Here is a 23,173-nt window from a genome sequence, read left to right as displayed (position 1 = left end):
TTAAATCCTTGATAAGTTTTTTAAGCTTTAGCGTACTCGGTGATGGCTTCGGCCACCCGGGCAAAAATCTCATGAATGTCCTGTGGCTGGCTGATAAAAGGCGGCGCAAAACTTAAGTTATTGCCACCGAAGCGCACATACACGCCCTTTTCCCAACAACGGGCACTGATGTCGCTGGCCCGTTTCAGAGGGTGAGCCGGGTCCATTTCAATCTGAACCGCACCGGCAAGACCGATATTACGAATGTCTTCCACCAGTGGCAGGCCCCTGAGATCGTGAATCGCATTTTCAAATAGCTCGCTCAATCCCCTCACCTGCTCCATCATGGCAGGGTTGGCGATCTGTTCGATGCTGGCCAGCGCCGCTGCACAGGCCAGAGGGTGCGCGGAATAGGTATAGCCATGCATAAATTCGATACTGTATTCATCTCCGGGCTGATCCATCATAGTCTGATAGATTTCCTGACTGGTGATCACTGCCCCCATGGGTACCACACCGTTGGTCAGCGCCTTGGCGCAGGTGAGAATATCCGGCTGCACATTAAAATAATCGGCCCCGAATACCTCGCCCATGCGCCCGAAACCGGTGATTACCTCATCAAAAATCAGCAGAATATCGTGCTTGTCGCAAAGCTCGCGCAATCTCTTCAGATAACCGGCCGAAGGAATGATGACGCCGCCGGAACCGGCCATCGGCTCGACAATCACTGCCGCAATATTGCTGGCGTCCTGCACTTCGAGAATCTGATTCAGGGCATCGGCCAGGTGATCACCTTCAGTGGGCAGGCCACGGCTGAAGGCATTTTCTGCCAGCCAGGTATGGGGCAAATGGTAGGCATCCAGTGTCTGACCGTAGCTTTTGCGGTTAGGACCGATACCGCCAACGGAAATGCCGCCGAAATTTACGCCATGGTAGCCCTTAGCCCGGCCGATAAATTTACTTTTCTCCGGTTTACCCTTGGCCCGCCAATAGGCGCGAGCCAGTTTCAGCGCGGTATCGGCCGCTTCTGAGCCGGAGCTGCAATACAGCACATGGTCAAGATCACCGGGTGCCAGCGCCGCCAGTTTTTCTGATAATTCAAAAGCCTTGGGATGACTGACATTAAAGGCTGGTGCATAGTCCAGTTCATCTAACTGCCCGGTGATGGCCTCTTTGATCGCCTGATTACCGTGACCAAGGGGCGAACACCACAACCCCGAAAGACTATCATAGAGCTTATGGCCATCCGGTGTATGGTAAAACAGTCCCTCTGCTTTACTGACCAGCCTAGGCGACTGATGAAAACGCCGATTGCTGGTAAATGCCAGCCAGTGATGGCGCATGGATTCAGGGGTAGGCTTAGTTTGACTTGACATAATGCTGTCCTGTTGTGTTTCTGCCGGAATGAGGATTGTTGTTTTACTATGATCCTCTTTTATCGTTGTGATTAATTTATGATAAAAACTTGTGCGGATAAATTCACAACTGATACAGTTCAGTTTTGATTTACTTAAACTAAGAATCCCAGCCGTCATGCTCAATCAACGAAAACTGCGCCAGGTCAGTAATCTGGATCTGAAACTGCTGAAAACCTTCCTTGCCGTTGTCCAGGCGGGCAGCTTTACCGGCGCAGAGAGCATACTGGGGTTAAGTCGCTCGGCGATTTCTATCTATATCTCCGATCTGGAAAAACGCCTGGGCATGAAGCTCTGTTCCCGGGGCCGGGCCGGATTCAGCCTGACACTGGAAGGACAGACCGTCTACGAAGCCGCACTGAGGCTAATGAGCGCTGCCGAACAATTCCAGGAAGAGGTGAACAATACCTACTCTGTACTCAAGGGTGAGCTGAATATCGGCATTATCGATAATCTGGTCAGCATCCCCCATCGCACCATAAGTCAGGCGCTGGCCAAACTCAAACAAACCAGCAGTGAAGTGAAAGTAAATATCCGTATGAGCAACCCGGCGGATATCACCCTGGCACTTCTGGAAGGTGAGCTTGATGTGGGGGTCATGCCCAGCCTGACATCCATCGATGGTCTGAAACTGCACCCATTGTACAGCGAAACCAGTTCGCTGTACTGCTCAGAGCAGCACCCCCTGTTCAACCAGCCTGATAAGCTTGAAAATATTCAACAGTGCAGTGCCGTATTGCCCGTCTATGCCGAACAGATGAACCTGCCGCAGCTGTTCGACAATCTGGATGTTGCGGCAACCTCCAACAACCGTGATGGCGTGGCTTTTCTGGTGCTGACCCACGAATATATCGGCTTCTTACCCGACCACTACGCCAGCCGCTGGGTAGATAAGGGCGAGATGCGTGCTATCCTGCCCGAGAAATTCAGTCTTACCACAGATTTTTATATCGCCACCCGCCAGGCCCAGCGCAACCGGCGGGTACTGGATGTGTTTCTGCAAGCGCTGGGAATGACGGACTAATGCAGGTAGACAAGAGTTTCCATTAACTATTAGTCTGGAAACTGAGCTCATATTATTACCACTGCTAATCAAAGGAGGCGTATATCCAACTCAACCCTGATGCAAATATCGATATTCTGAGGCCTGGTCTTGAGCGCACTCCGGTAATTGTGATGGACAATCTTGCCACCGATCTGCAACCTCTGCTTGAGACAGCACAACAAAGAGAGTTTACATCACCTCAAAAGGCGGCCTACCCCGGCGTTCGGGCTCCGTTACCCCATGAGTACACCAAAACCCTGTTGCAGGCAGTTTATTCATTAATCACGGATCTGTATCAGATACCCAAACACCTTAAACTCTATCCGCTGAATCAATACTATTCTCTTGTCAGCACTGCACCTGAAAAGCTGGCCCGGCTGCAACGGGTTCCCCATTTTGACAATTTGTCACCCTACTATTTTGCCATTATGCATTACCTGGCACCGGGCCCACGGGGAGGAACCGGCTTTTTCAGACACGGACCAAGCGGCTTTGAGAATATAAATGCATCCCGCTTTGAAACATTCAAAGGATCTGCAGAAGCCTACATGGCAGAGCATGGCGAGCCGCCATCACGCTATCAGACACAAAGTGACGAACACTTTGTCATCACAGAGACAATCTCCTATCAACAGAACAGGCTGATGATTTATCCCGGTACATTGCTTCACTCCGGACTGATAGATCCAGACACCGATATTGATGCCAACCCGCAAACGGGCAGGCTCACTGCCAATCTGTTTATTGAATTTAAATAACGAATGAGGTCATCAGGTAAGGTTTACGAGTCCGGATTCTGAGACAGGCCGGAAACGGTCTGAGACACATTCTCAGCTCCGGCGCTAATCTCTTCTATGACCTGAGCCACCTCTTTGGTCAACTCATTCCCCTGCTTGGCCCTATGCGATACTGAGGTAATCTGTTCAGTAACGTTTTGGGTTAGCAACTGGTTGCGTTTTACCACCTCTGTAATTTCCTGTGTGGATTGACTGGTGCGGGAAGCCAGTTGCCTGACCTCGTCCGCCACCACAGCAAAACCTCGCCCCATATCCCCGGCCCGGGCTGCTTCAATAGCCGCATTCAGGGCCAGTAAATTAGTTTGTTCTGCGATTGCACTGATAGTAGAGACGATCGCTCCAATTTGATCCGATTGTTGATTAAGCTCTTCGATAGAGCTCATCAATTCGCCAACCTGCCCTTCGATGTCACTCGAGGTACTGATGGCGTTGGTAAGAATGTCTGCGCCCTGCACTGCTATCTGAGCGGTTTCCACCGCAGTAGAATAGGCCACTTCGGCCGCTTTACGCACAGCCTGTGCCTCCTCAACACGCTGTGAGATATCAGCGGCAAACTTAATGACTTTTTCCACTCGACCATTTTCATTTAAAACCGGATTATAGGTTGCCTCCAACCATACCGACTTACCCTTCAGACTCATACGTTCAAACTGGCCAGTCTGCATATTTCCGTCTCGCAGGTTACGCCAGAAATCAGGATTCTCCTGATAAAACTTTTCAGAGCAAAATATCTTATGGTGCTTCCCAACGATATCCGCTTCTTTACACTCCATCACTTGCATAAAGTTATCATTGGCTTTGATGATAGTGCCGTCAGGGGTGAACTCAATAATTGCCATACTTCTGTCGAGCGCTTTTGACACTGCCAGCTGTGATTGCAAAGAAATAAACTCACTGGTGACATCCGTTGCGATTTTTACTACTTTTACGACCTTGTGGTTGAGGATAATGGGAAAGTAGGTGGCCTCCAGCCATACCGGCTCGCCACTGCTATTGTTTCGCTGAAATGTACCGGCTTTGCTGTTGCCATCTTGCAAGTCCTGCCAAAATTGCTTGTATTCAAGCCTTTGTGCATAGTCTTGCTTGCAAAAGATACGGTGATGCTGACCAACTACTTCGCGTTCCTGATATCCCATCACAGCAAGAAATGGAGAATTAGCCATCAGTACTTCACCGGCCGGGGTGAACTCAATGTAGGCCACGTTGCTCTGTATCGATTGCACGAGTGCACGCTGTTCACTCAATTCACGCTCTAGTTGATCAATGTGTTTCACAAGGCCACGATTGAACATTAACTGCACCTCTAGTACATAATAGGTAAATGCCCTCCTTGTCTATTTATATTCCATAAGATTATATCAAGGTGATAGTTACAGTAGAGGCTTAGTAATGGATCAGTTTTTCACTGACAACTTCACCTAATCCTTTAGCAGGCCGGGGGAAATTGTGCCAGAAAACATGCAGACGGCTCTGCAAAGGATATGGGGCAGCTATAAAACCTATGACGTCATGCCACCCCTTAAAGGTGCTTACGCCAATTATTCGATTCTTTGCCACACCTCATATTCAACCCGTTTATCGCCGTCCCAACGACTGTTATACCAATATTCACCTTCGAGTTTTGAATCAAAAGAAAATTCGCTGCCGGGCTCGGCTCCAAATGAGTTGTAGTGCAATTTTTCAGTGTATTTGCCTTGTTTGAAATCATACTTTCCAGTGCCAGAGGCCCAGAATTCATCCCCTTTCATTGATGTAAAACTAAAGTGAGAATCAGAGATAATCTTAAGCGACTTCATTTTCATTGTCTGGTAGTCAACCAACTCCCCCTTCGGGTCAACATACTCACCGGACACCAGTTCCCATACTCCTTCCAGTTCACCCTCAGCGGCCGCTCCGGCAGCAAATATCAAAAAGATAACCAGCATTTTAATCTGTTTCATCATCACTCCTTTCTTGTTTCGTAATTAATAATCAGCAATAAGGGACTTTCTGTTCTCTTACAATTTGCTGAACATGTCCCATATCATCCGGAAGTCGACTAAATTCTGGCTTTTCGACCCACAAATAATCAGGTAAGTGACTAATATTGCCTAATTTTTTAGTTTCAGGAAGGGGTTAAATGCCTGGCTTTACTGTGATTACGACTAAAGTTTTAGAGCAGGCTGGGAACCGGGTTGTGGAGCTAATGTTTATCTGACTCATGTTTCATCAGCAAAAAGGTCAGATAGATCTTAGTGGGCAGGGAGAGAATCATACCAAAAGCCACACAACAGGCACTGAGCAGAATACCACTGACGCCCATAGCCTGAACTGTCGGGCTAAAATGCAGGAAGACCCCGATAACAATCAGGATAATACCGACAATCATGATCATTTTAAGAAGTTTTATGAGCGCCTGATTGGTCATATGAGACCTGAATCTAGTCTGCGTATTGCCTTAGCCTAAACCACTATGACAAATACAGGTTGATCCATGTCAGTTTTTTATCAGTTTGATTGGCCGGCAGAAATGCCGGCCAACATAAGCGTCTTTCTTATTTAATTGACGAAATCCTCGTTAGCTTTAATGGTCAGCGGGTGGTAGCCGGGTTTGGCTTCCTCAAACGCCTTTTTAGCAAAAGCTTTACCTTCGGGGGTTTTTGACAGTGCCTGATACAAAGGCTTAACCAGTTTATTGCGGCCGATACGGGTAAGGTAATCATAAAGACGTTCATAGGCTGGCTGGTATTGGTTATTCACCGCCATAAGCAGCCAGCTGTGAGCAATCTCGTTATTACCTGCCTGGGTCAGCGAAAAGGCAGAATCCAGTTCAGCCATCTGGGCTTCAGTTAATTTATCGGGCATATTATTCAGAAAATACAGCCACTGGTGGGTATTCCAGTTACCAGTGCTGATATCCGAAGCCTGAATCTCGCCCTGTAGCCACTGTTCTCTGGCCTTGTCTATCTTCACAAAAGCATCGGACTCAGCCTCCGGAGCCCCCTGTGGAATACCCGGTTCAAAGATCCAGTGATGAATGCGCTCACGGGACAACTTATCCGCATGATCTTTTAGCAGGGTCTGGTCCAGATAGCTGACAAACTGATTAGTGGTAATACTCTCAAAGGCAAAGTCTTTGAAATACTGCATTAAAAAGTCATCAAAGGCTTCGCGACCGACTTTTTGTTCCAGTTCGCGCACAAAGAGTGCCCCTTTCTCATAGGGAATATCAGAGAATACCTCATCGGGATCGCGGCCACGCAGATCAATGGCAAGTATCTCGTCCTCTTCAGGCAGGGCTTCGATATCGGCCTTCAAGGATTCCATCCCCAATACAAACTCCATCTGTTCACGTTCTTCACCATAGATCATTTCCATGATCCGGTAAGTGAGATAGGTGGTAAAGCCTTCGTTCAGCCACAGATCCCGCCAGGTGGCATTGGTAACGGTATTACCGGACCAGGAATGAGCCAGCTCATGGGCTATCAGAGATACCAGGCTTTTATCACCGGCGATCACCGTGGGCGTGATAAAGGACAAACGGGGATTCTCCATACCACCAAAAGGAAAAGATGGCGGCAGGATCAGCAGGTCATACCTGTCCCAGCTGTAGGCGCCAAACTTCTCTTCGGTGGCAATCAGCATAGCTTTAGTATCTTCAAATTCCTTCGCTGCAGCATCCAGAATCTCTTTTTCAGCATACACGCCCGTGCGCTCGCCCATGGCTTTAAATTCCAGATCTCCCACAGCCAGTGCAATCAGATAAGAAGGAATAGGTTGCGGCATAGTAAATTCATACACACCTGATTTTTCTGCCTCGGGATCATTAGCAGCGCTCATCACGGCCCGTAACTCTTCAGGGGTGTGAATTCTGGCATTGTAGGTCACCCGCACCTGTGGAGAATCCTGCAGTGGAATAAAGCTGCGGGCATGAATGGCCTGCGCCTGTGTAAACAAAAACGGATGCGCTTTACCGGCGGTTTGCTCAGGTGTCAGCCACTGCACGCCGGATGCCTGAGGTGAAGTACTATACTGCACTGTCACATGCTGGGCACTTTTTGGCACTTTTATCTGCAGCGGCGTGCCCAGGTGAGGATCGGTTTCGCCCAGACTGTATTCCACCGGCTGGCCCATGGAGGTCACACCGTGAATATCCAAATCGCGGGTATCCAGTATCAATATAGAGGCATTTATCTTGCTGCGCTCGAACTGCAACATCACCTCACCAGAAAGCACACGGTTGGAAAAATCCACTTCCAGATCCAAATCCAGATGGGTGACACGAATTTCATCGGGGTTGGCAAATGAGTGATAGTCTTTTTGCGCCTCAATAGTATCGGGGCTGTCTGTTGTGGCCACCGGCGCTTCCGCAGATAGCGTTGTCTGAGGAGACTGACTGGTGCCTGAATCGCAGGCCCCCAGCAAAAGCGTGGCACTGAATAACAATGCGCAATGTATGGCTTTCATCTTTTATCCTTATGGTTATGATGAGATTATTATGCAGACTGGTACTTTTATTTTGCCACAAATTGAGATGATATGACGGTATTCTATATTCTTGCTCTGCTGTTTCTGGCCCTGGTGATCATTATCCCGTTACTGGAGCGCTCAAAGGTGCGCATGTCAGAAGAACAAATGGGTAAGCTCGGCCGCTGGGTCTGGCCACTGGTGATGATACTGCTGATTACTCAGCTGTTGTATCTGGTGTTTGCCGGCTAATGCGTATTGCTCAGCAACAGAATAGTCATCAAAACTTCAGAGCGTGTTGAACTTTGCTGTATGAATTTCGTTCTAACTAAACGCTTTTTAATCGCGGCACTTTTTTACAGGCCTAATGGATTAAGTCAAAATGCTGCAACATTATGGCGTAGGGAACGCCATAAAACAGCTTTAGCTGGCCGCGAAGCGGTGAAAGACAGGAGTCTATCATAAAGAGTAAAAAGCGTTTAGGACGAACCCTTCGGGCAACGTTTGCGCAGCATTTCTACCGCTTCAGCACTCTTTCATGTAGAACAACTACACCACAATCGTGCTTCATTGTATAAATACTGCAATACTGCGCAACTCGTAGCAAAAAATATACAGCAAAGTTCAACACGCTCTGATCTGGCGCAATAAAATAATCTGTCACAACTGCTATCTTTTGTATCAACACTTTATCTCCACCTGATACAAAAGGAGCAACAATGGCGATTAATTCCAAACACCGTGTGTATATCCCCACCAACGCCAAATCAAACCAGTATATTCTGGCTGAAATTAAACCCGATGAGGCATTTTACCGCCATTATCAGAATCCGGCAGAGTGTTATCAGAAGCTCAGCCAGCAGTTTTTTGCCCTGGCCGATGAGTTTGGTCTGCACAATGTGCACATGATTGCTAACGACAAGCTGCCGGTGGTGCGTTATCACCATGAGGCTTACTGTTTGCAGACAGAAAAGCAGATTCTGTTTTTCTACGATCCTCAGTATCACGAGGCCCAGAATCTGTTCACTAAGCCTGATTACCAGGCCCGTAAGATCCGCCTGGTATTTCTGGCCACCGGCACAGAGATCCGCGCTCACGCGGCTGAGTTTCATAGTAAGGTAAGCCAGTTACTGGAAAGCTTAAAAGGTCTGTTACCGGATCCGCAGCTACAGGTGAAAATTCGCGACCATCAGCATCTGTCTTATGATCTGTTTGCCAGTGCCAAAGGCCAGAAAGAAACCTATGGCTACAAGCTGCGTGGTCTTTATCCCAGATACCGTGCGCGCCAGTGTGATATGCCAGAGAATCACTCCGCTATCAGTTACGTCACAGTCAATCTGCCACTCACCCGGCAGCTCAAACAGCGCTATCTCAAACCTGGTGATACGGACTTCTCACCCTTATACGAGGCGCTGGAAAAGGCCTTTTTACAGGCCAGTGAAGACAAGAACCTGTTCCGTCTGGCCCTGGTGGCAAATGGCCTGACCCCTCTGGTGCGTAACAGCCAGGTGGATCAATCACAGCACAATACCGAACTGCAGAAAATCAGCTTTGACACCGCACACGACAAGCACCAGTTTTCCCGACACTGGCAGGCAGATAACCTGGTGGAAACTGCCCACTTTATTATTGTGGCTGGCGATGAAGACAACACAGAGTCTGGCTACGGCCACTTTATGAACCGGGTAGAAGCAGCGCTCAACAACTTAGCCAAAACATTGCAACTGGATCCAATGCGTAACGAGATGATCGTGCGTTTCCACCAGCATATCAGCTATATGCTTAGTTAGATTTGATGGTGACCTTGTAGTGGCTATTTAATACCCAGTCTTTTCGCCAGCTTGTGCAGGTTACTGGAGTCAACCTCCAGTAACCTCGCCGCCTGAGCCCAGTTTTGCTGACAATGTTCCAGCGCAGATATGATTGCCTGACGCTGACAATGCTCCGTTGACAATTTAAGCGGCATTAAAGTCTGAACCTCAGTCTTCGTCATTTGCGGAGATACCCGCACTTCGGACATTTCCAGATCAAGCAATTCCGGCTCGATACTCAGCATATCCCGCCCGCCATGGCGGGTCAGTGCCTTGATCGCTGCCCGGCTGATAACATGTTCAAGCTCCCTGACATTACCGGGCCAGTTATATCCCAACAGTGCCTGCTCAGACTGAGGTGAAATGCGCAGACTACGCAGGCCCAGACGCGCCCGGTTTTGCTCCAGAAAATGTCCTGCCAGCAGCAACACATCGTTACCCCGCTCACGCAACGGTGGAATATGCACCGGATACACTGACAAACGATGATAGAGATCGGCACGAAAATCACCGCTTTTTACGCACTCTTTTAAATGCCTGTTGGTCGCAGCCAGGACCCTGACGTCTACTTTTCGTGGCTTATCAGCTCCCAAGCGCTGGATCTCTCCATTTTGTAACACTCTTAATAATTTGGCCTGCACCGTCAGAGGCAGCTCTCCCACCTCATCGAGTAATAAGGTGCCGCCATTGGCAGCCTCAAACTTACCCGGTCGCTCAGAGTGAGCCCCGGAAAAGGCCCCTTTGACGTGCCCGAACAGCTCACTCTCAGCAAGCGATTCCGGCAAAGCAGCGCAGTTGACATGGATAAGGGGTTTTTGATGACGGCGTGAGTGCTGGTGCAGACGGCGGGCAAACAACTCCTTCCCGACGCCGGTTTCGCCGAGCAACAATACCGGCAGCTCCGAGTCAGCCACCGTATCCAGCTCATTCAGGATACTCGCCAATGCCTCACTACGGCCGACAATCTCTGCATCTTCCTCGCCCGGCAAGCCAGGTTCGAAATTACCAATGCGGGATTGGCGAAGACTGCGATTCTCAGCTTCGAGTACCGTAATATGGATGGCTGCCTCGATCAGCAATTTGAACTCCAGTAAATTCTGCGCTGCCTGGGTGTTAAAGGTTCCGGCCTTGAGGGTATCAAAAGTGATCACTCCCCAGGTTTTGCCGTCCTGCTCCACTCGCATCCCCATACAGTCATGCACCGGCAATGGTGAGCCTGCCAGTTGATCCAGCAAACCGTCATAGGGATCGGGCAGTGCACTGCTGTGCTCAAAACACACAGGCTGTTTTTCGCTGGTAAGAATAGTCGCCAGTCGGGGATGTTGTGCGGGTAAAAACCGTCGTCCCATGGCTTCTTTTACCAATCCGGTGGCGGCGACCGGTTTCAATATCTCCATGTCCAGCCTGAGCAGGACCACAGCGCCACAATTGAAATGGGCTTTTAGGGTACGCACCAGGCGTTCAAGACGCATCTGCTCAGGCAGGCTTGTGGCCAGATCCGCCACTAACATTTTATCCAACATGGTATTTAACACCCCGCAAAGGTAGATAAGACCCTTATTAAACTGGGTTAAAAATACCATGAGTCAGTAATAAGTCAATAAATTCATAGAGATAAGTGTTGGCATCAGTATTGCGATGGATAGAACTGACAGCAGTACTGACGGAACTGATAGTTCTGCATACAGCGCACTTTTAGTTCAGGGCAAGCCCTGTTGTTCCACTTACCCGGAGTATCACAATATGCAAAACACACTCTATTCCCTCTCAGGGACAGAATTTTACCTCACCACAGATAACGGAGAGCCGGTTCATGGGTAAGTATCGTCGTCTGTGGTTTATTTTAATTGCGGTGTTGGCTGTCACTTTTACACTGCTCGCTTATTTTGGCAGTGAGGTTTACCGTCAGGCACCGCCGCTGCCTTCGCTGGTGATGACCGAAGATGGCCACCAGCTGATGACTAAAGAGACGATTCTGGATGGTCAGACTGCATGGCAATCGGTTGGGGGGATGCAGCTCGGCTCCATCTGGGGGCATGGTGCCTACCAGGCCCCCGACTGGACCGCCGACTGGCTGCACCGTGAACTTGAAGCCTGGTTGCACATCGCCGCTGAGCAGGAGTTTTCCCTGCCTTTCAACGAATTGAACGAGGAACAGCAGGCACTACTGCTCCTGCGTCTGAAACGGGAGTATCGCACTAATACGCTGGATGAGAATGACGTTATCACCCTGTCAGCACGCCGTGCTCAGGCCATTAGCGACGTCGCCGGCTACTATGACAAGCTGTTCAGCGACCATCCCGATCTGAAATCCAGCCGTGAAAGCTTTGCCATGAAAGAAAATACCCTGCCAAGCGCTGAGCGGCGGGCAAAAATGGCCAACTTTTTCTTCTGGACCGCCTGGGCAGCGTCTAGCGAACGCCCCGGCTCCAGTGCCACCTATACCAATAACTGGCCCCATGAGCCGCTTATTGACAATGTGCCAACCAGCGAAAACCTGCTCTGGTCTGTTGCCTCTGTGGTGTTGCTTATCGCCGGTGTCGGTGCTTTGGTTTGGGCCTGGGCCTTTTTACGTAAAGAGGAAGAAGAAACTGAAGCGCCACAACAGGATCCCATCAGTCTGGTAAGCCTTACCCGCTCGCAAAAAGCGCTGGCCAAGTACGTTTTTCTGGTCGTGGCATTGTTCACCTTTCAGGTATTCCTCGGCGGCTTTACCGCGCACTATACCGTTGAAGGTCAGGAGTTCTATGGCCTGGATGTGTCCCAGTATTTTCCCTACTCACTGGTCAGAACCTGGCATATCCAGGCTGCGCTGTTCTGGATCGCCACCGGCTTTCTCACTGCAGGCTTGTTTCTGGCGCCAATCATCAATGGCGGTAAAGATCCAAAGTGGCAGAAGCTCGGTGTCGATGTGCTGTTCTGGGCACTGGTGGTCGTGGTTGTCGGTTCCTTTGTGGGTAATTATCTGGCCATTGCTCAGATCATGCCGGAAAATCTCAGTTTCTGGCTTGGTCACCAGGGTTATGAGTTTGTCGATCTGGGCAGACTGTGGCAAATCGGCAAGTTTACCGGCATTGTATTCTGGCTGGTACTGATGCTGCGCGCCATTGTTCCGGCATTAAAGCAGGAGGGTGACAAAAACTTACTGGCACTGCTGACCGCCTCTGTTGTTGCCATAGGTTTATTTTACGGTGCCGGTTTCTTCTACGGTGAACGGACTCATTTATCGGTAATGGAATACTGGCGTTGGTGGATCGTACACCTGTGGGTCGAAGGCTTCTTCGAAGTGTTCGCCACCGCTGCACTGGCTTTTATTTTCTGCTCCATGGGGCTGGTGTCCCGTACCATGGCCACCACCGCCAGTCTGGCTTCGGCGTCATTGTTTATGCTTGGTGGCGTTCCCGGCACCTTCCACCACCTGTATTTTTCCGGCACCACCACGCCGGTGATGGCGGTAGGGGCCACTTTCAGCGCGCTGGAAGTGGTACCTCTCGTGGTACTGGGCTACGAGGCCTTTGAAAACTGGCGGCTGAAACAACGGGCGCCCTGGATGCAAAAGATCAAGTGGCCGATGATGTTCTTCGTTGCCGTTTCCTTCTGGAATATGCTCGGAGCCGGGGTGCTGGGCTTTATGATCAATCCTCCTATTGCGCTCTACTATATTCAGGGCCTGAACACCACCGCCACCCATGCCCATGCCGCACTGTTTGGCGTGTATGGCTTCCTGGCGCTGGGATTTGCCTTGCTGGTACTTCGTTATATCCGCCCTACCCTGCAGTTTGATGAAAAACTGATGAAAACCGCCTTCTGGTGGCTTAACGGCGGTCTGGTACTGATGCTGTTTACCAGCTTACTACCGGTTGGCATTCTGCAATTCCAGGCCAGCCTTGAGTATGGCTTCTGGTATGCCCGCGGCGAAACCTTTATGCAAACACCACTATTGCAGACGCTGCGCTGGATAAGAACCATCGGTGATGTGATCTTTATCATCGGCGCACTTGCAGTGAGCTGGCAGGTGGTAAAAGGCCTGATGAACCGGGAAGAAACGCTGGAGACTGATGAGCTCCTGCCCACTCAGGAAACCTTATAACCCTGTGGGTGGGGCTTATCAGGCCTCACCCGACTTCTGCCGGAGGAAACACAATGAAATATCAAGCGATCACCAACCTCGCAAATGCCTTACTGGTCTTTGCTGTACTGGCAATGCTGGTGACAATCTGGGTTGGCTATATCAGACCAGATGAATTCAGTATAGCCGTGCAGATCACCGCTCATATCAGCCTTATTTTTGCCGCAACAATGTTGAAAATTGCCTACGTGCTGCGGTGTATCGGTCGCTACGAACGCAAGCTGGAGGTCTGAATGATTATTGCAAAACTAAAACATCTGCTTTGTGCAGATCTGTACAAAAAAATACGCCAACTGACGGCTACCGCTGAACATCAACAGTTACGGGCTGACAGGCTGGCCGCTGAACTGGAGCAGCATCAGTCTGATACCCGCAAACTAAAAAGCAGTCTGATGGAGCAGCAGGAACAACAGGCGATACTGGCTCGTTTTGCCGCTTCACTGGACGGTTATCACCGCAGCTTTAGCACACTGCAGAGCTTTTTAGCTCAGGAACGCCACGGCCTTGAGCAACTCGGGTATTACTTGCATGGCCTGGATGATCGCCTGACGGATATGGGGATTCGCGACAGTCTGATTAAAAGTGCTCTGCTGGCTGAAATTGAGTTGGCTAATATCGAAGAGTTTCAGTTAATGGTGATGGTACAGCGGATGGTTCTGGGTCATATCGAAGCCGATGAGCGACAGGTTGTATCGGTTGAGGAATGTGGTATTGGCCGCTGGTACTACTCATCATTATTTCAGCGCTATTTTGGCGCCACCAGAGAATTTCAGGCCCTTGAGACACCACACCAACAAGTGCATGAATTTGCCCTTCAGGCACTGCAAGCCTTTCGGAACAATGATCCCAGAGTGGTCAGGGCCTGTTTGCTCAGTATGGAAAATGCCAACCAGACGATGTGTCAGTTGATTGAGAGAATGACGAACAACCTGCTCAGTACCAGCGCTGCCCCGTCAGCCAATACTCAGGTAGCCTGAGCAGGGGTAACTCGGCTAAACTGAGTAAGCATATAATTGAGTTGAGGTCAGAAGGAAAAAGCTTGGACTGGGTTCGCGTATTGCACTGGAAAATACTGGCTGTCGTCTCTCTGCTACTGGGACTGGCCGGCATTCCCCTTCCCGGTTTGCCCACTGTGCCTTTTATACTACTGGCAGCCTGGTCGGGCAGTAAAGGCTGGCCGCAACTGGAAAACTGGCTACTGGAACACCCGAGATTCGGCAAGGATATCGCCAACTGGCGTCGCTATGGTGCCGTATCCCGACGGGCAAAATACCTGGCCAGTGGAATGATGCTATTCAGCACATCGTTACTTTGGTTATCCGACTCGCCGCGCTATTTGCAGCTGACAGTGACTCTGATTCTTATGGCTGTGGCGCTATGGCTATGGCGACGACCTGAAACAACCAACACTACAGATTAACCTGGTGCTGATATTTTCAGGACGCACTCCAAAAAAGCACGAAAAAGCTAATTTCACCACAGAGTCACAGAGAACACAGAGGTATTAACGGTTTAGCCCCTTTACTTCTCTGCGTTCTCTGTGCCTCTGTGGTTATTTCTTTTTTACACAATCACCATTGGATGAAATTAATGGCAGGAGCCGCAGCAACTGCCCTCACCTTCAGTGCGATTTACAAACAGGATATTGTTCTCCAGATGGATATGCTCCATCAGGTCTTCTTTAAGCTCCTTTAAACCCACATAAAGTGCTGTCCAGGTGTTACAGGCGCCCGGGGGCAGCTCCAGGTTGCGCGCAAGGGCCTGCATCTTTTCCAGTGCCTGACCATGCTCAAGATGTTCTTCCTCCATCACCGAAATTGGCCCGGAAGGAAAGATATCTCTGACCAGCATAGGGAACAGGATCTGTTCTTCTTTTTGCATATGGTTTTCCAGCTCCTGATACATGGCTTCAAGATGATCGGCCAGACCATGAGGGCAATCATCGCTGTCACCATGAACATGTTCGACACGACGGGCCAGCCGGATAAGCTCTGGCAGTTGTTGACGGTGTTTCTGATGAAAATTCTCAAAAACATGCGCCACCAGTTCCGGATTAGACGCCTGTTGCCATTGTGGTTCCGGTGAGGCGGTATTCATCAGTTGCACCAGCTCAGCCACAACCGGGGCGGGATCCTGCTCGCGCTTTTTCAGCGCATCGCCCAGCGTTCGCTGTCCGCCGCAACAAAAATCCAGCTTATAGTGATGAAAAATACGGGTCGCACCGGGGACTTGTGTCGCCAGGCTGGCCAGAGATTGGGTTAATATTTCCATTACAGCTCCAGTAGTAGTCGAAATAAGGTAAAAGTTGTGTTGCGGAGCAATGCTCCGCAATTGCTGAAAATTTATTCAGGAAACAGTTTTTCAGAGACCTATTTGCAATAGTGCAAGAGCAATACCATAAATATCTTATTGTTTTTAAAAATAAAAAATGAAAAAAGGTATTATTCACCCTTATAGAACCGGGTTTCTATAACCCTCAGGGTATATTTAACCCTATTATCACTCCGCTGACCGGCTTAAATTCAGGCGTGTTAAGTGCGACTCGTACGGTGCCACCAGTTCAATACAGCTCAGTCCCCGCAGGTCGTCCTTTACAGGCTCTCCATTGGATAACAGTTGTTCAAGATAATCACGGCTGAAATCATCATTATGAAAATACAGGGGTAAAGAGGATGAGCGGAAATGACAACTGCAATGATGGTTGCTGCCCGTCGCCATTAACCACCTGAGCATGTCCGTTGTGATGAGCGGCATATCTGCTGCCACCATCATTACATGACGCTCAGGGTCAAAAAAAGCCGCTGCATGTATTGCTGACAGCAGACCATGACTGGGGTAAATATCGGGAAGCCGCCCTTGTTCGAAGCAGTTTTCATTGATCTGTACCGACTCAATCCCACTTTGCATCAGTAATGAGCGGGCTTTGTTAATTTCTCTCTGGCCCTGTTCACTCTGTCGCCAGGCCCGTGGTGTCAGCTGTGCCACAATCACCCCAACTGGCTTCATTCTTTTTTACCTGTCAGTCACAAAGCTCCAGTCTAATCATCAGCATATGCTCCGGGCCATACGCCAGAAGAGTTAGTTGGTTATTTACTGTGGGTATTGCCTTAGTGCCAGTGCGGCGTTACAAATAGAAAACTCACAACAGTAAAGGCCACGCATTGAGTCAGCAACTTACACCTCAGCAAGCCCTGCGCTATAACCGCCAGATCCTGCTGCCGGGCTTTGATCTGCCCCGCCAGGAACAACTGCTCAACGCCAGGGTACTGATCATCGGCGTTGGCGGCCTTGGATGCCCTGCGGCGCAGTATCTGGTGGCTTCGGGTGTTGGCCACCTGACCCTGAACGATAATGACGAAGTGGCACTGAGCAACCTGCAACGGCAGATTCTTTTCAGCGAACAGGACCTTGGCCAGAACAAGGCCACAGCTGCGCTTGAGCGGCTTAAACAACTTAACAGTGACTGCCGGCTTAGTGCACTGACTACCCGCCTGGACGAGCCGGCCCTTGAGCAGCGTGTTGCTGAACAGGATATGGTGCTCGATTGCACCGATAACCTGGCCAGTCGCGATTTAATCAACCGGGTCTGTGTTAATCAGAGCAAGCCTTTAGTCTGTGCGGCGGCGATCCGTATGGAAGGCCAGCTGTTCAGTTATATTCCCTCTCAACATGGCCCCTGTTACCATTGCCTTTCCCATTTATTTGGCGAACAACAGTTAAGCTGTGTGGAGTCCGGTATTCTCGCTCCGGTTGTAGGCGTGATGGGAGTGATGCAGGCCCTTGAAGCGGTTAAGATACTGACTCAGTGTGGCGATTTCGGTGACGGAAAGTTACAGCTTTTTGATGGCAAAACCGGCCAGTGGCAGCAGCTGAAGATACCGCGAAATCCCGACTGTACAGTTTGCCGGCCAGAAAACATTGACAGATAGCATGTGGATACAGAAAGAGATTAACCTGAAATCCAGAGCGCGCGGATTTCATTTGATCACCGATGAGGTGGTGAGGCAGTTACCTGAACTGGCGAAGTTAAAAGTGGGCCTGATGCATGTGTTTATCAGGCACACATCGGCCTCACTGACCATCAATGAAGATGCCGACCCTACCGTACGCCTGGACTTCGAAAGCCATTTTAATCAGATGGTGCCGGAAAATATGCCCTACTATAAACACGATTATGAGGGCAGTGACGATATGCCGGCTCACTTAAAGGCCAGCATTTTAGGCAGCAACCTGAGCATTCCGGTCACCGATGGCCGGCTTAATATGGGCACCTGGCAGGGTATTTATCTGTGCGAGCATCGCAATCATGCCTCCGGCAGAACTCTGGTCATCACAATCCAGGGCCAGGCAGCAGATTAAACTGTAAAACAGATACTTTTTGATCTGCATAGTTTCCATCTTGCAGCAGCAGTCCGGAACGGTCAGGCTATTGTCTTTGCTGATTGTTTGACCAGCCTGGCCTTTGCTGACATGATAAATGTCTAACGGTAGCCGGGGCGAGGCATGGAAGAGTCAGGAAAAGCGCTACAGGTAATGCATCTGGCGGCAAACAAAGCCGCAACACTGGTAATTGTGGCATTCATCGCCCTCTCTTTTGGCTGTGCCAGTCAGTCTTCTTCTGAGCAGATTTCACCCCCAAACCGCGATTCGGCCAATGATTCCTTAGTGGTGGCAACACCAGAAGGCACCGACACCCTTGAGCCTACGGTGGTGGGGTATTCGGAACAACAGTTTGAAGACCCGCTGGAAGGCTTTAACCGGGCCATGTTCGGTTTTAATGATGTGGTGTACCGCTATGCACTGATACCTGTTGCGCGGGGTTACAACCACCTTCCTTCCCCGTTTCGGATCGGTGTATCCAACTTCTTTGCCAATATCCGCGAACCCTGGAACAGCCTCAACCATGCATTGCAGGGTGAGGGCAAACAGGCGGGACGTAACCTGGGCCGTTTTGTTATTAACAGCACCTTAGGGCTGTTGGGCCTGTTTGACCCGGCCACGCACTGGTTAGAGCTGCAGCCTGCCAGGTCCACCCTGGGCGACAGCCTGGCCCATCATGATGTGGGTTACGGGGCATTTCTGGTGCTGCCCTTTATCGGTCAGAGCGATGTGCGCAGCGGCTTTTCCACTTTTACCGAGAGTATGATCACCCCGCTGGAAGCCATTACTGATCGTCCGCAAACCGGCTACTGGCAGATGTTCAATGGTTATCAGCAGGCCGTACCCAGCCTGCTTAAATACGAAGAGCTGAAAGCCCAGAGCGAAGATCCCTATCGCTATTTCAGAAATCAGTATCTGCAAAACCTGCTGCGGGACCAGCAATATCAGAAAGAGAGCGAAACACAGGATGAGTAGTCGCGAGAAATTTGCCGGCTGGCTGATCCGACACGGGCTGCTAATACTGTTTATCTTTGCCCTTGCCTGTGCCGGCATCGGTTATTTCGTTAAAGACTTTCGCATCGATGCCTCCGCCGACACCCTGCTGACTCGCGACAATCAGCTGTATATCAAGTCTCAGATCATGAGCCAGAAGTTTAATCCCCATGAATTTATTCTGCTGGCTTACAAACCCCGCGAGCACGAACTTTTCAGCGACAAGACCTTTAGTGATATCACCGAAATCAGCGACAAACTGCAACAGCTGGAACGGGTTGATGCGGTGACCTCCATCCTCAATGTGCCTTTGTTGCAGGCCATGGAGGGGTTACAAACGGATCTCGACCCCGACGACTGGACCTGGCAAAGCCGGCAATATTCCGCACAGCAAATGCAGAGCATCCTCACCGCCCACCCCTTGTATGAAGACTTACTGGTCAATCAACAGCAGGACGCGACCGCCATTCAGATCCTGTTTAAACAAGACGAAGAACTGGCTGAAATTGACAAACAGATTATCGCTATTCAGAAACAGGCCCTCACAGGTGAGCTGACTGAGGAACAAAAGCAGCAGGTTGAGTCCCTCAAAGCCCGCGCCGAACCAATGCAACAAAAACTGGATCGGATCCGCGCCAATGAAATAGAGCAAATCTATGACATGGTCGCCCCCTACGAACAGGAAGCGGATATTTACCTTGGCGGTGCCCATGTGCTGGGCTATCAGCTTATTCGCATCATCCAGCAGGATCTTAAGCTGTTTGGCACCGGCATCGCCGTGTTTATCGGCCTGATGTTGTGGCTGGTATTCCGACGCTGGCAATTTGTACTATTGCCTCTGGTCTGTTGCGGTGCCAGCGTATTGCTGACGATGGGAATGTTTGGACTGCTGGGCTTTAAGACCACGGTTATTTCATCGAACTTTATTGCCCTGCAACTCATCCTCACCCTGGCGGTCTGCATCCACCTGATAGTTCATTACCGACAACTCGCCGCCAGCACACCTGAGGTCAAGCATAAGCAACTGATAATAAAAACCTTCGCTGAAAAATCCACACCATGCTTTTATGCCGCTTTAACCACCTCAGTAGGCTTTGCCTCGCTGTTGATCAGCAATATCCAGCCTGTGGTCAGTTTTGGCTGGATGATGATTGTTGCCATGCTGGTGTCTATCAGTGTCAGTCTGTTGCTGTTTCCTGTACTGATCAGCCTGTCTCCGCCAAGGCCCACAGAACAGAATAATCCGGTGCTAAAACCGCTGCTCAATGCCTGCATGACCATCAGCAGCAGATACAAAACTCTGGTGGTAATCTGCACCCTGATTGTGGCAGTGGCCGGAGGCATCGGCCTGGCCAGGCTGGAAGTGGAAAACAGCTTTCTGAATTATTTTCGTGAGTCCACCCAGATCCGTAAGGAACTGACCTTTATCGATCAGCAATTTGGCGGTTCAACACCGCTGGATATCGTCTATCAAATCCCCGAATCTGAACGCAAACAGGATCTGGTACTCAGCGCCCAAACGGTACAGACACTACAGAAAATTCAGCATCTGCTCAGCCAGTATGACGCCGTCGGCAATGTCACCTCGGTATTTAATTTTACCGAACTGGCCAAGAAGATTAATCAGGGCCAGCCACTGACAGAATATGAACTTAATTCTCTGTACCACTTACTGGATAGATCGCTGCGCGACAGGTTACTGGGCAGTTATCTGAATACCGATGACCAACAGCTTCGTATCAGCTCGCGTATTCAGGACAGCACCGAGGGGCTCAACCGGGCCGAGTTTTTACAAAGCCTTAAAACCTACATCGGCAAACAGGGCGTTGACCCTGCGCAAATCGAGCTGACCAACCTGTTTGTGCTTTACCAGGATATTCTCTCGCGGCTGTATAAATCCCAGATCCAGACCCTTGGCGTAGTGTATGTGGCGCTGGCACTGGTATTACTGCTGGTGTTCCGCTCCTTTGGAATGGCGCTTATCACCCTGGTACCCAATATCCTCTGTACCTTGCTGATCCTCGGTATTATGGGCTGGCTGGCGATCCCGCTGGATCTGATGACCATCACCATCGCCGCCATCGCTATGGGTATCGCAGTGGATGACACCATCCATTTCGCTCATCACTATAAACAGAACCTGAACGACAACACACCGGAGCAAGCCGCCGAAAAAACCTTTCATACTGTCGGTTACGCCCTGCTCTACACCTCCATCATCATCACGCTGGGTTTTGCCACACTGGGGCTGTCTGACTTTGTGCCCAGCATATACTTCGGATTGCTCACCGGTCTGACCATGATGCTGGCGCTGCTTGCCGATCTGACCCTGTTACCGGCATTACTGATGAGGTTTGTCAAAAAACGCTAGTTGATCCCGGCGCCCTGCTGAGTTGACGTTTTCTGCCACTTTTCAAGGGCATCGGCATCGCCGTTCTTAGCTTTGATATACAAATTCAGCAAACGGATCTCCCGGCATTGATATTGCTCATCAGGATCGGCCGGTACCTCAATCAGTTTCAGCCCCTTATTCTGCTGAGCATAGTCTTTAAACACCTGGTTAAACTCGCCTACAGTGCGGCAATGGGCCGACTCCCCACCGTATGCTGCGATCAGTTTATGGATATCAAAGGCCGGATCATTACAGTGATAGATTGGCCCGTCACCACTTTTACCCAGATGGAAAATATTATTACGCATATAGATAATGATGATGCCGGTGCGATCTTTTTGAATCTCGATCAGCTCGTTAGACTGAAAATGCAGGCCGCCATCACCTGTTATCACCACTACACGCTCATCCAGGCCCTGTTCCTGTACCAGTTTTGCACAGTGGCGGGCATAAGGCAGCGTGGTGCCCATGGCACCGTACCAGGGGTTGGTCAGCCAGCCCCGCCCTGCCCCGCCGAGGCGGGTTTTAAGGCTGTAGCTGGCAAAATAACTGTTGCCCACCTCAGGTAAATACAGATAGGGGTTGCTATCCTGCTGTTGAAGCTGGTTCAGTGCCGGTGCCAGATTATGAAAATCCAGCTTTTCGGTATTGGCCAGAGGCCCTGAGGTGTTTGCCCTGACTGGCAAGGTATTTTCAAACACCGGCAGGGTCATGCACAACAAATGCTCAAACAGTTCCACCAGATCCTGTTCCTGCAACGCGGTGCCCTTGAGTACCGTTTTATTGGCAAAATCCTCGATAAAATGACTGCCGGTGGCGAAGGCGGTATTGGTATCCTGCGCATAGATGCTGCTGGCAACATCAATCACATAATCGGCATGCTGCTCGATATAATCGCGGCTGAGATTATCGCTGAACACACCGTTATAGGCGCCCAGACAAAGGGCATCAAACTCATCAAACAGCCCCTTGGCAAACCAGCTGGTGGCAAAGGGGATATGGTGCTTTTGTGAAAACTCAAGTAACAGCTCACGCAAGCGCGGATTATGCTTCACCCCGTCACCGATAAACAGCACCGGCCTTTTCGCCTGACTAAGGCGGCGGCGGATCTCCCCGGCAATCAGTTCACTACCTGCCAGCAATTGAGAGCCACAACCTAACTGAGCCGGTGAGTCGGGTAACTGCAAGGCCTGGGTTTTACTGAACACCTGATCTCTGGGCACTTCAATAAATACCGGCTGTCTATGCTGCCAGGCATAATGCAAAAGCTGTAAAAAGCGCTCTCCGGCCATATTCGGCTGGCCATCATTGCGCTGACCCTGTAAACGTTCGGCCTTTATACCCAGCGCCGCGAAGGCCTGCAGAGCATTATCATACTGAGTACGCCAGGCTGCCCGCGCGTGCACTGTGTGATGAATAGCCTGCTTGCCCACCTCCTGTTCCCCCGGTGCACCGGAAATAAATACCACCGGCAGGCTCTCGGTCATCGCCAGCGCAGCAGCGGATACACAAGGCAGGCTGCCCACCGTATAAGTGGTCAGGCAAAAGCCCATACCTTCGGTTTCCGCCTGAGCACAGGCACTAAAACCGGCATGCATTTCATTGCTGGAGGGGCAAAGCTCAAGGTAAGGCTGCAGCGCCCCGATTAAATTTGCGGCAAAGTCACCACCGACACCATATAGCCGTTTACCACCAAAAAGTGCAATACACCGGGCTATGGTCTGACCCAGATCGGGCAGACGCTCAGTGTAGGCCTGGCCAAGATTTTTCTCGTAATTAAACACAG

21 protein-coding genes are annotated in these 23,173 nt (G+C 50.3%); 12 read left to right on the top strand and 9 right to left on the bottom strand.

Annotation, left to right across the window (positions count from 1 at the left end):
• Window positions 1–20: 20 nt before the first annotated feature.
• The gene (locus AT746_RS07130; RefSeq protein ID WP_062484059.1) at window positions 21–1,355 is read right to left on the bottom strand and encodes an aminotransferase class III-fold pyridoxal phosphate-dependent enzyme; all 1,335 of its coding nucleotides are present in this window, start codon (window positions 1,353–1,355) and stop codon (window positions 21–23) included.
• Between the two features lie 157 nt (window positions 1,356–1,512).
• Between AT746_RS07130 and AT746_RS07125 the strand changes: the two genes are divergently transcribed.
• Together AT746_RS07125 and AT746_RS07120 are read left to right on the top strand one after the other, a co-directional pair.
• Window positions 1,513–2,418, top strand: coding sequence for a LysR family transcriptional regulator (locus tag AT746_RS07125; RefSeq protein ID WP_062478370.1), 906 nt, complete (start codon window positions 1,513–1,515; stop codon window positions 2,416–2,418).
• Window positions 2,419–2,501: 83 nt separating this feature from the next.
• Window positions 2,502–3,197 (top strand): DUF6445 family protein, encoded by a 696-nt coding sequence (locus AT746_RS07120; RefSeq protein WP_257721084.1) that lies wholly within the window; start codon window positions 2,502–2,504, stop codon window positions 3,195–3,197.
• 23 nt (window positions 3,198–3,220) lie between these two features.
• On the opposite strand, the gene AT746_RS20200 is transcribed toward AT746_RS07120, so the two are convergent.
• The 4 genes from AT746_RS20200 to AT746_RS07100 form a co-directional block, all read right to left on the bottom strand.
• A complete protein-coding gene (locus AT746_RS20200; protein ID WP_062478364.1) occupies window positions 3,221–4,528 on the bottom strand; it encodes a methyl-accepting chemotaxis protein in 1,308 nt (435 codons plus the stop codon).
• Window positions 4,529–4,774: 246 nt separating this feature from the next.
• Window positions 4,775–5,176, bottom strand: coding sequence for a hypothetical protein (locus AT746_RS07110; protein WP_062478361.1), 402 nt, complete (start codon window positions 5,174–5,176; stop codon window positions 4,775–4,777).
• Between the two features lie 242 nt (window positions 5,177–5,418).
• On the bottom strand, window positions 5,419–5,643 hold the full coding sequence (locus AT746_RS07105) for a hypothetical protein (protein WP_062478358.1): 225 nt from the start codon (window positions 5,641–5,643) through the stop codon (window positions 5,419–5,421).
• 131 nt (window positions 5,644–5,774) lie between these two features.
• Window positions 5,775–7,682 (bottom strand): M1 family metallopeptidase, encoded by a 1,908-nt coding sequence (locus AT746_RS07100; RefSeq protein ID WP_062478355.1) that lies wholly within the window; start codon window positions 7,680–7,682, stop codon window positions 5,775–5,777.
• Window positions 7,683–7,754: 72 nt separating this feature from the next.
• Between AT746_RS07100 and AT746_RS07095 the strand changes: the two genes are divergently transcribed.
• Both AT746_RS07095 and AT746_RS07090 read left to right on the top strand, forming a co-directional pair.
• Window positions 7,755–7,934, top strand: a complete 180-nt coding sequence (locus tag AT746_RS07095; RefSeq protein ID WP_062478353.1) for a hypothetical protein — start codon at window positions 7,755–7,757, stop codon at window positions 7,932–7,934.
• Window positions 7,935–8,401: 467 nt separating this feature from the next.
• On the top strand, window positions 8,402–9,472 hold the full coding sequence (locus AT746_RS07090; protein WP_062478350.1) for a DUF3083 family protein: 1,071 nt from the start codon (window positions 8,402–8,404) through the stop codon (window positions 9,470–9,472).
• A gap of 23 nt (window positions 9,473–9,495) precedes the next feature.
• Here AT746_RS07090 and norR read toward each other — a convergent pair whose 3' ends face one another.
• Complete coding sequence (gene norR, locus AT746_RS07085; RefSeq protein ID WP_062484057.1) at window positions 9,496–11,016, bottom strand: nitric oxide reductase transcriptional regulator NorR; 1,521 nt, start codon at window positions 11,014–11,016, stop codon at window positions 9,496–9,498.
• 290 nt (window positions 11,017–11,306) lie between these two features.
• Here norR and AT746_RS07080 point away from each other — a divergent pair, with 290 nt between their 5' ends.
• The 4 genes from AT746_RS07080 (at window position 11,307) to AT746_RS07065 (ending at window position 15,042) form a co-directional block, all read left to right on the top strand.
• Window positions 11,307–13,583, top strand: coding sequence for a nitric-oxide reductase large subunit (locus tag AT746_RS07080; protein ID WP_062478347.1), 2,277 nt, complete (start codon window positions 11,307–11,309; stop codon window positions 13,581–13,583).
• A 53-nt stretch (window positions 13,584–13,636) separates the two neighbouring features.
• Window positions 13,637–13,855 (top strand): hypothetical protein, encoded by a 219-nt coding sequence (locus AT746_RS07075; RefSeq protein WP_062478344.1) that lies wholly within the window; start codon window positions 13,637–13,639, stop codon window positions 13,853–13,855.
• The gene (locus tag AT746_RS07070) at window positions 13,856–14,599 is read left to right on the top strand and encodes a CZB domain-containing protein (RefSeq protein WP_062478341.1); all 744 of its coding nucleotides are present in this window, start codon (window positions 13,856–13,858) and stop codon (window positions 14,597–14,599) included. It begins immediately after the preceding gene.
• A 62-nt stretch (window positions 14,600–14,661) separates the two neighbouring features.
• Window positions 14,662–15,042 (top strand): YbaN family protein, encoded by a 381-nt coding sequence (locus tag AT746_RS07065; RefSeq protein ID WP_231731038.1) that lies wholly within the window; start codon window positions 14,662–14,664, stop codon window positions 15,040–15,042.
• Between the two features lie 167 nt (window positions 15,043–15,209).
• Here AT746_RS07065 and ytfE read toward each other — a convergent pair whose 3' ends face one another.
• Together ytfE and AT746_RS07055 are read right to left on the bottom strand one after the other, a co-directional pair.
• Window positions 15,210–15,893, bottom strand: a complete 684-nt coding sequence (ytfE, locus tag AT746_RS07060) for an iron-sulfur cluster repair protein YtfE (protein WP_062478337.1) — start codon at window positions 15,891–15,893, stop codon at window positions 15,210–15,212.
• A gap of 228 nt (window positions 15,894–16,121) precedes the next feature.
• Window positions 16,122–16,628, bottom strand: coding sequence for an NTP transferase domain-containing protein (locus AT746_RS07055; RefSeq protein WP_062478334.1), 507 nt, complete (start codon window positions 16,626–16,628; stop codon window positions 16,122–16,124).
• A gap of 155 nt (window positions 16,629–16,783) precedes the next feature.
• Between AT746_RS07055 and AT746_RS07050 the strand changes: the two genes are divergently transcribed.
• The 4 genes from AT746_RS07050 to AT746_RS07035 all read left to right on the top strand — a co-directional run bounded on the left by AT746_RS07050 (window position 16,784) and on the right by AT746_RS07035 (window position 21,366).
• The gene (locus AT746_RS07050; protein ID WP_062478331.1) at window positions 16,784–17,551 is read left to right on the top strand and encodes a HesA/MoeB/ThiF family protein; all 768 of its coding nucleotides are present in this window, start codon (window positions 16,784–16,786) and stop codon (window positions 17,549–17,551) included.
• Window position 17,552: 1 nt separating this feature from the next.
• Window positions 17,553–17,981 (top strand): secondary thiamine-phosphate synthase enzyme YjbQ, encoded by a 429-nt coding sequence (locus AT746_RS07045; RefSeq protein ID WP_062478328.1) that lies wholly within the window; start codon window positions 17,553–17,555, stop codon window positions 17,979–17,981.
• Between the two features lie 144 nt (window positions 17,982–18,125).
• Window positions 18,126–18,977 carry a VacJ family lipoprotein gene (locus tag AT746_RS07040; protein WP_062478325.1) on the top strand — a complete coding sequence of 284 codons (852 nt, stop codon included), beginning with the start codon at window positions 18,126–18,128 and terminating at the stop codon, window positions 18,975–18,977.
• Complete coding sequence (locus AT746_RS07035; RefSeq protein WP_062478322.1) at window positions 18,970–21,366, top strand: efflux RND transporter permease subunit; 2,397 nt, start codon at window positions 18,970–18,972, stop codon at window positions 21,364–21,366. The genes AT746_RS07040 and AT746_RS07035 overlap by 8 nt, the downstream gene beginning before the upstream one ends.
• Here the strand turns inward: AT746_RS07035 and AT746_RS07030 are convergent.
• Entirely contained in the window at window positions 21,363–23,171 is a 1,809-nt protein-coding gene (locus AT746_RS07030; protein ID WP_062484053.1) for a thiamine pyrophosphate-dependent enzyme, read from the bottom strand. The two genes, AT746_RS07035 and AT746_RS07030, sit on opposite strands and share 4 nt — an antisense overlap.
• Between the last annotated feature and the right edge of the window lie 2 nt (window positions 23,172–23,173).

The organism is Lacimicrobium alkaliphilum (assembly GCF_001466725.1).
Lineage (GTDB): Bacteria > Pseudomonadota > Gammaproteobacteria > Enterobacterales > Alteromonadaceae > Lacimicrobium > Lacimicrobium alkaliphilum_B.
The sequence above is the reverse complement of the archived record's forward strand: the minus strand, read 5'-3'. Positions and strand labels throughout refer to the sequence as shown.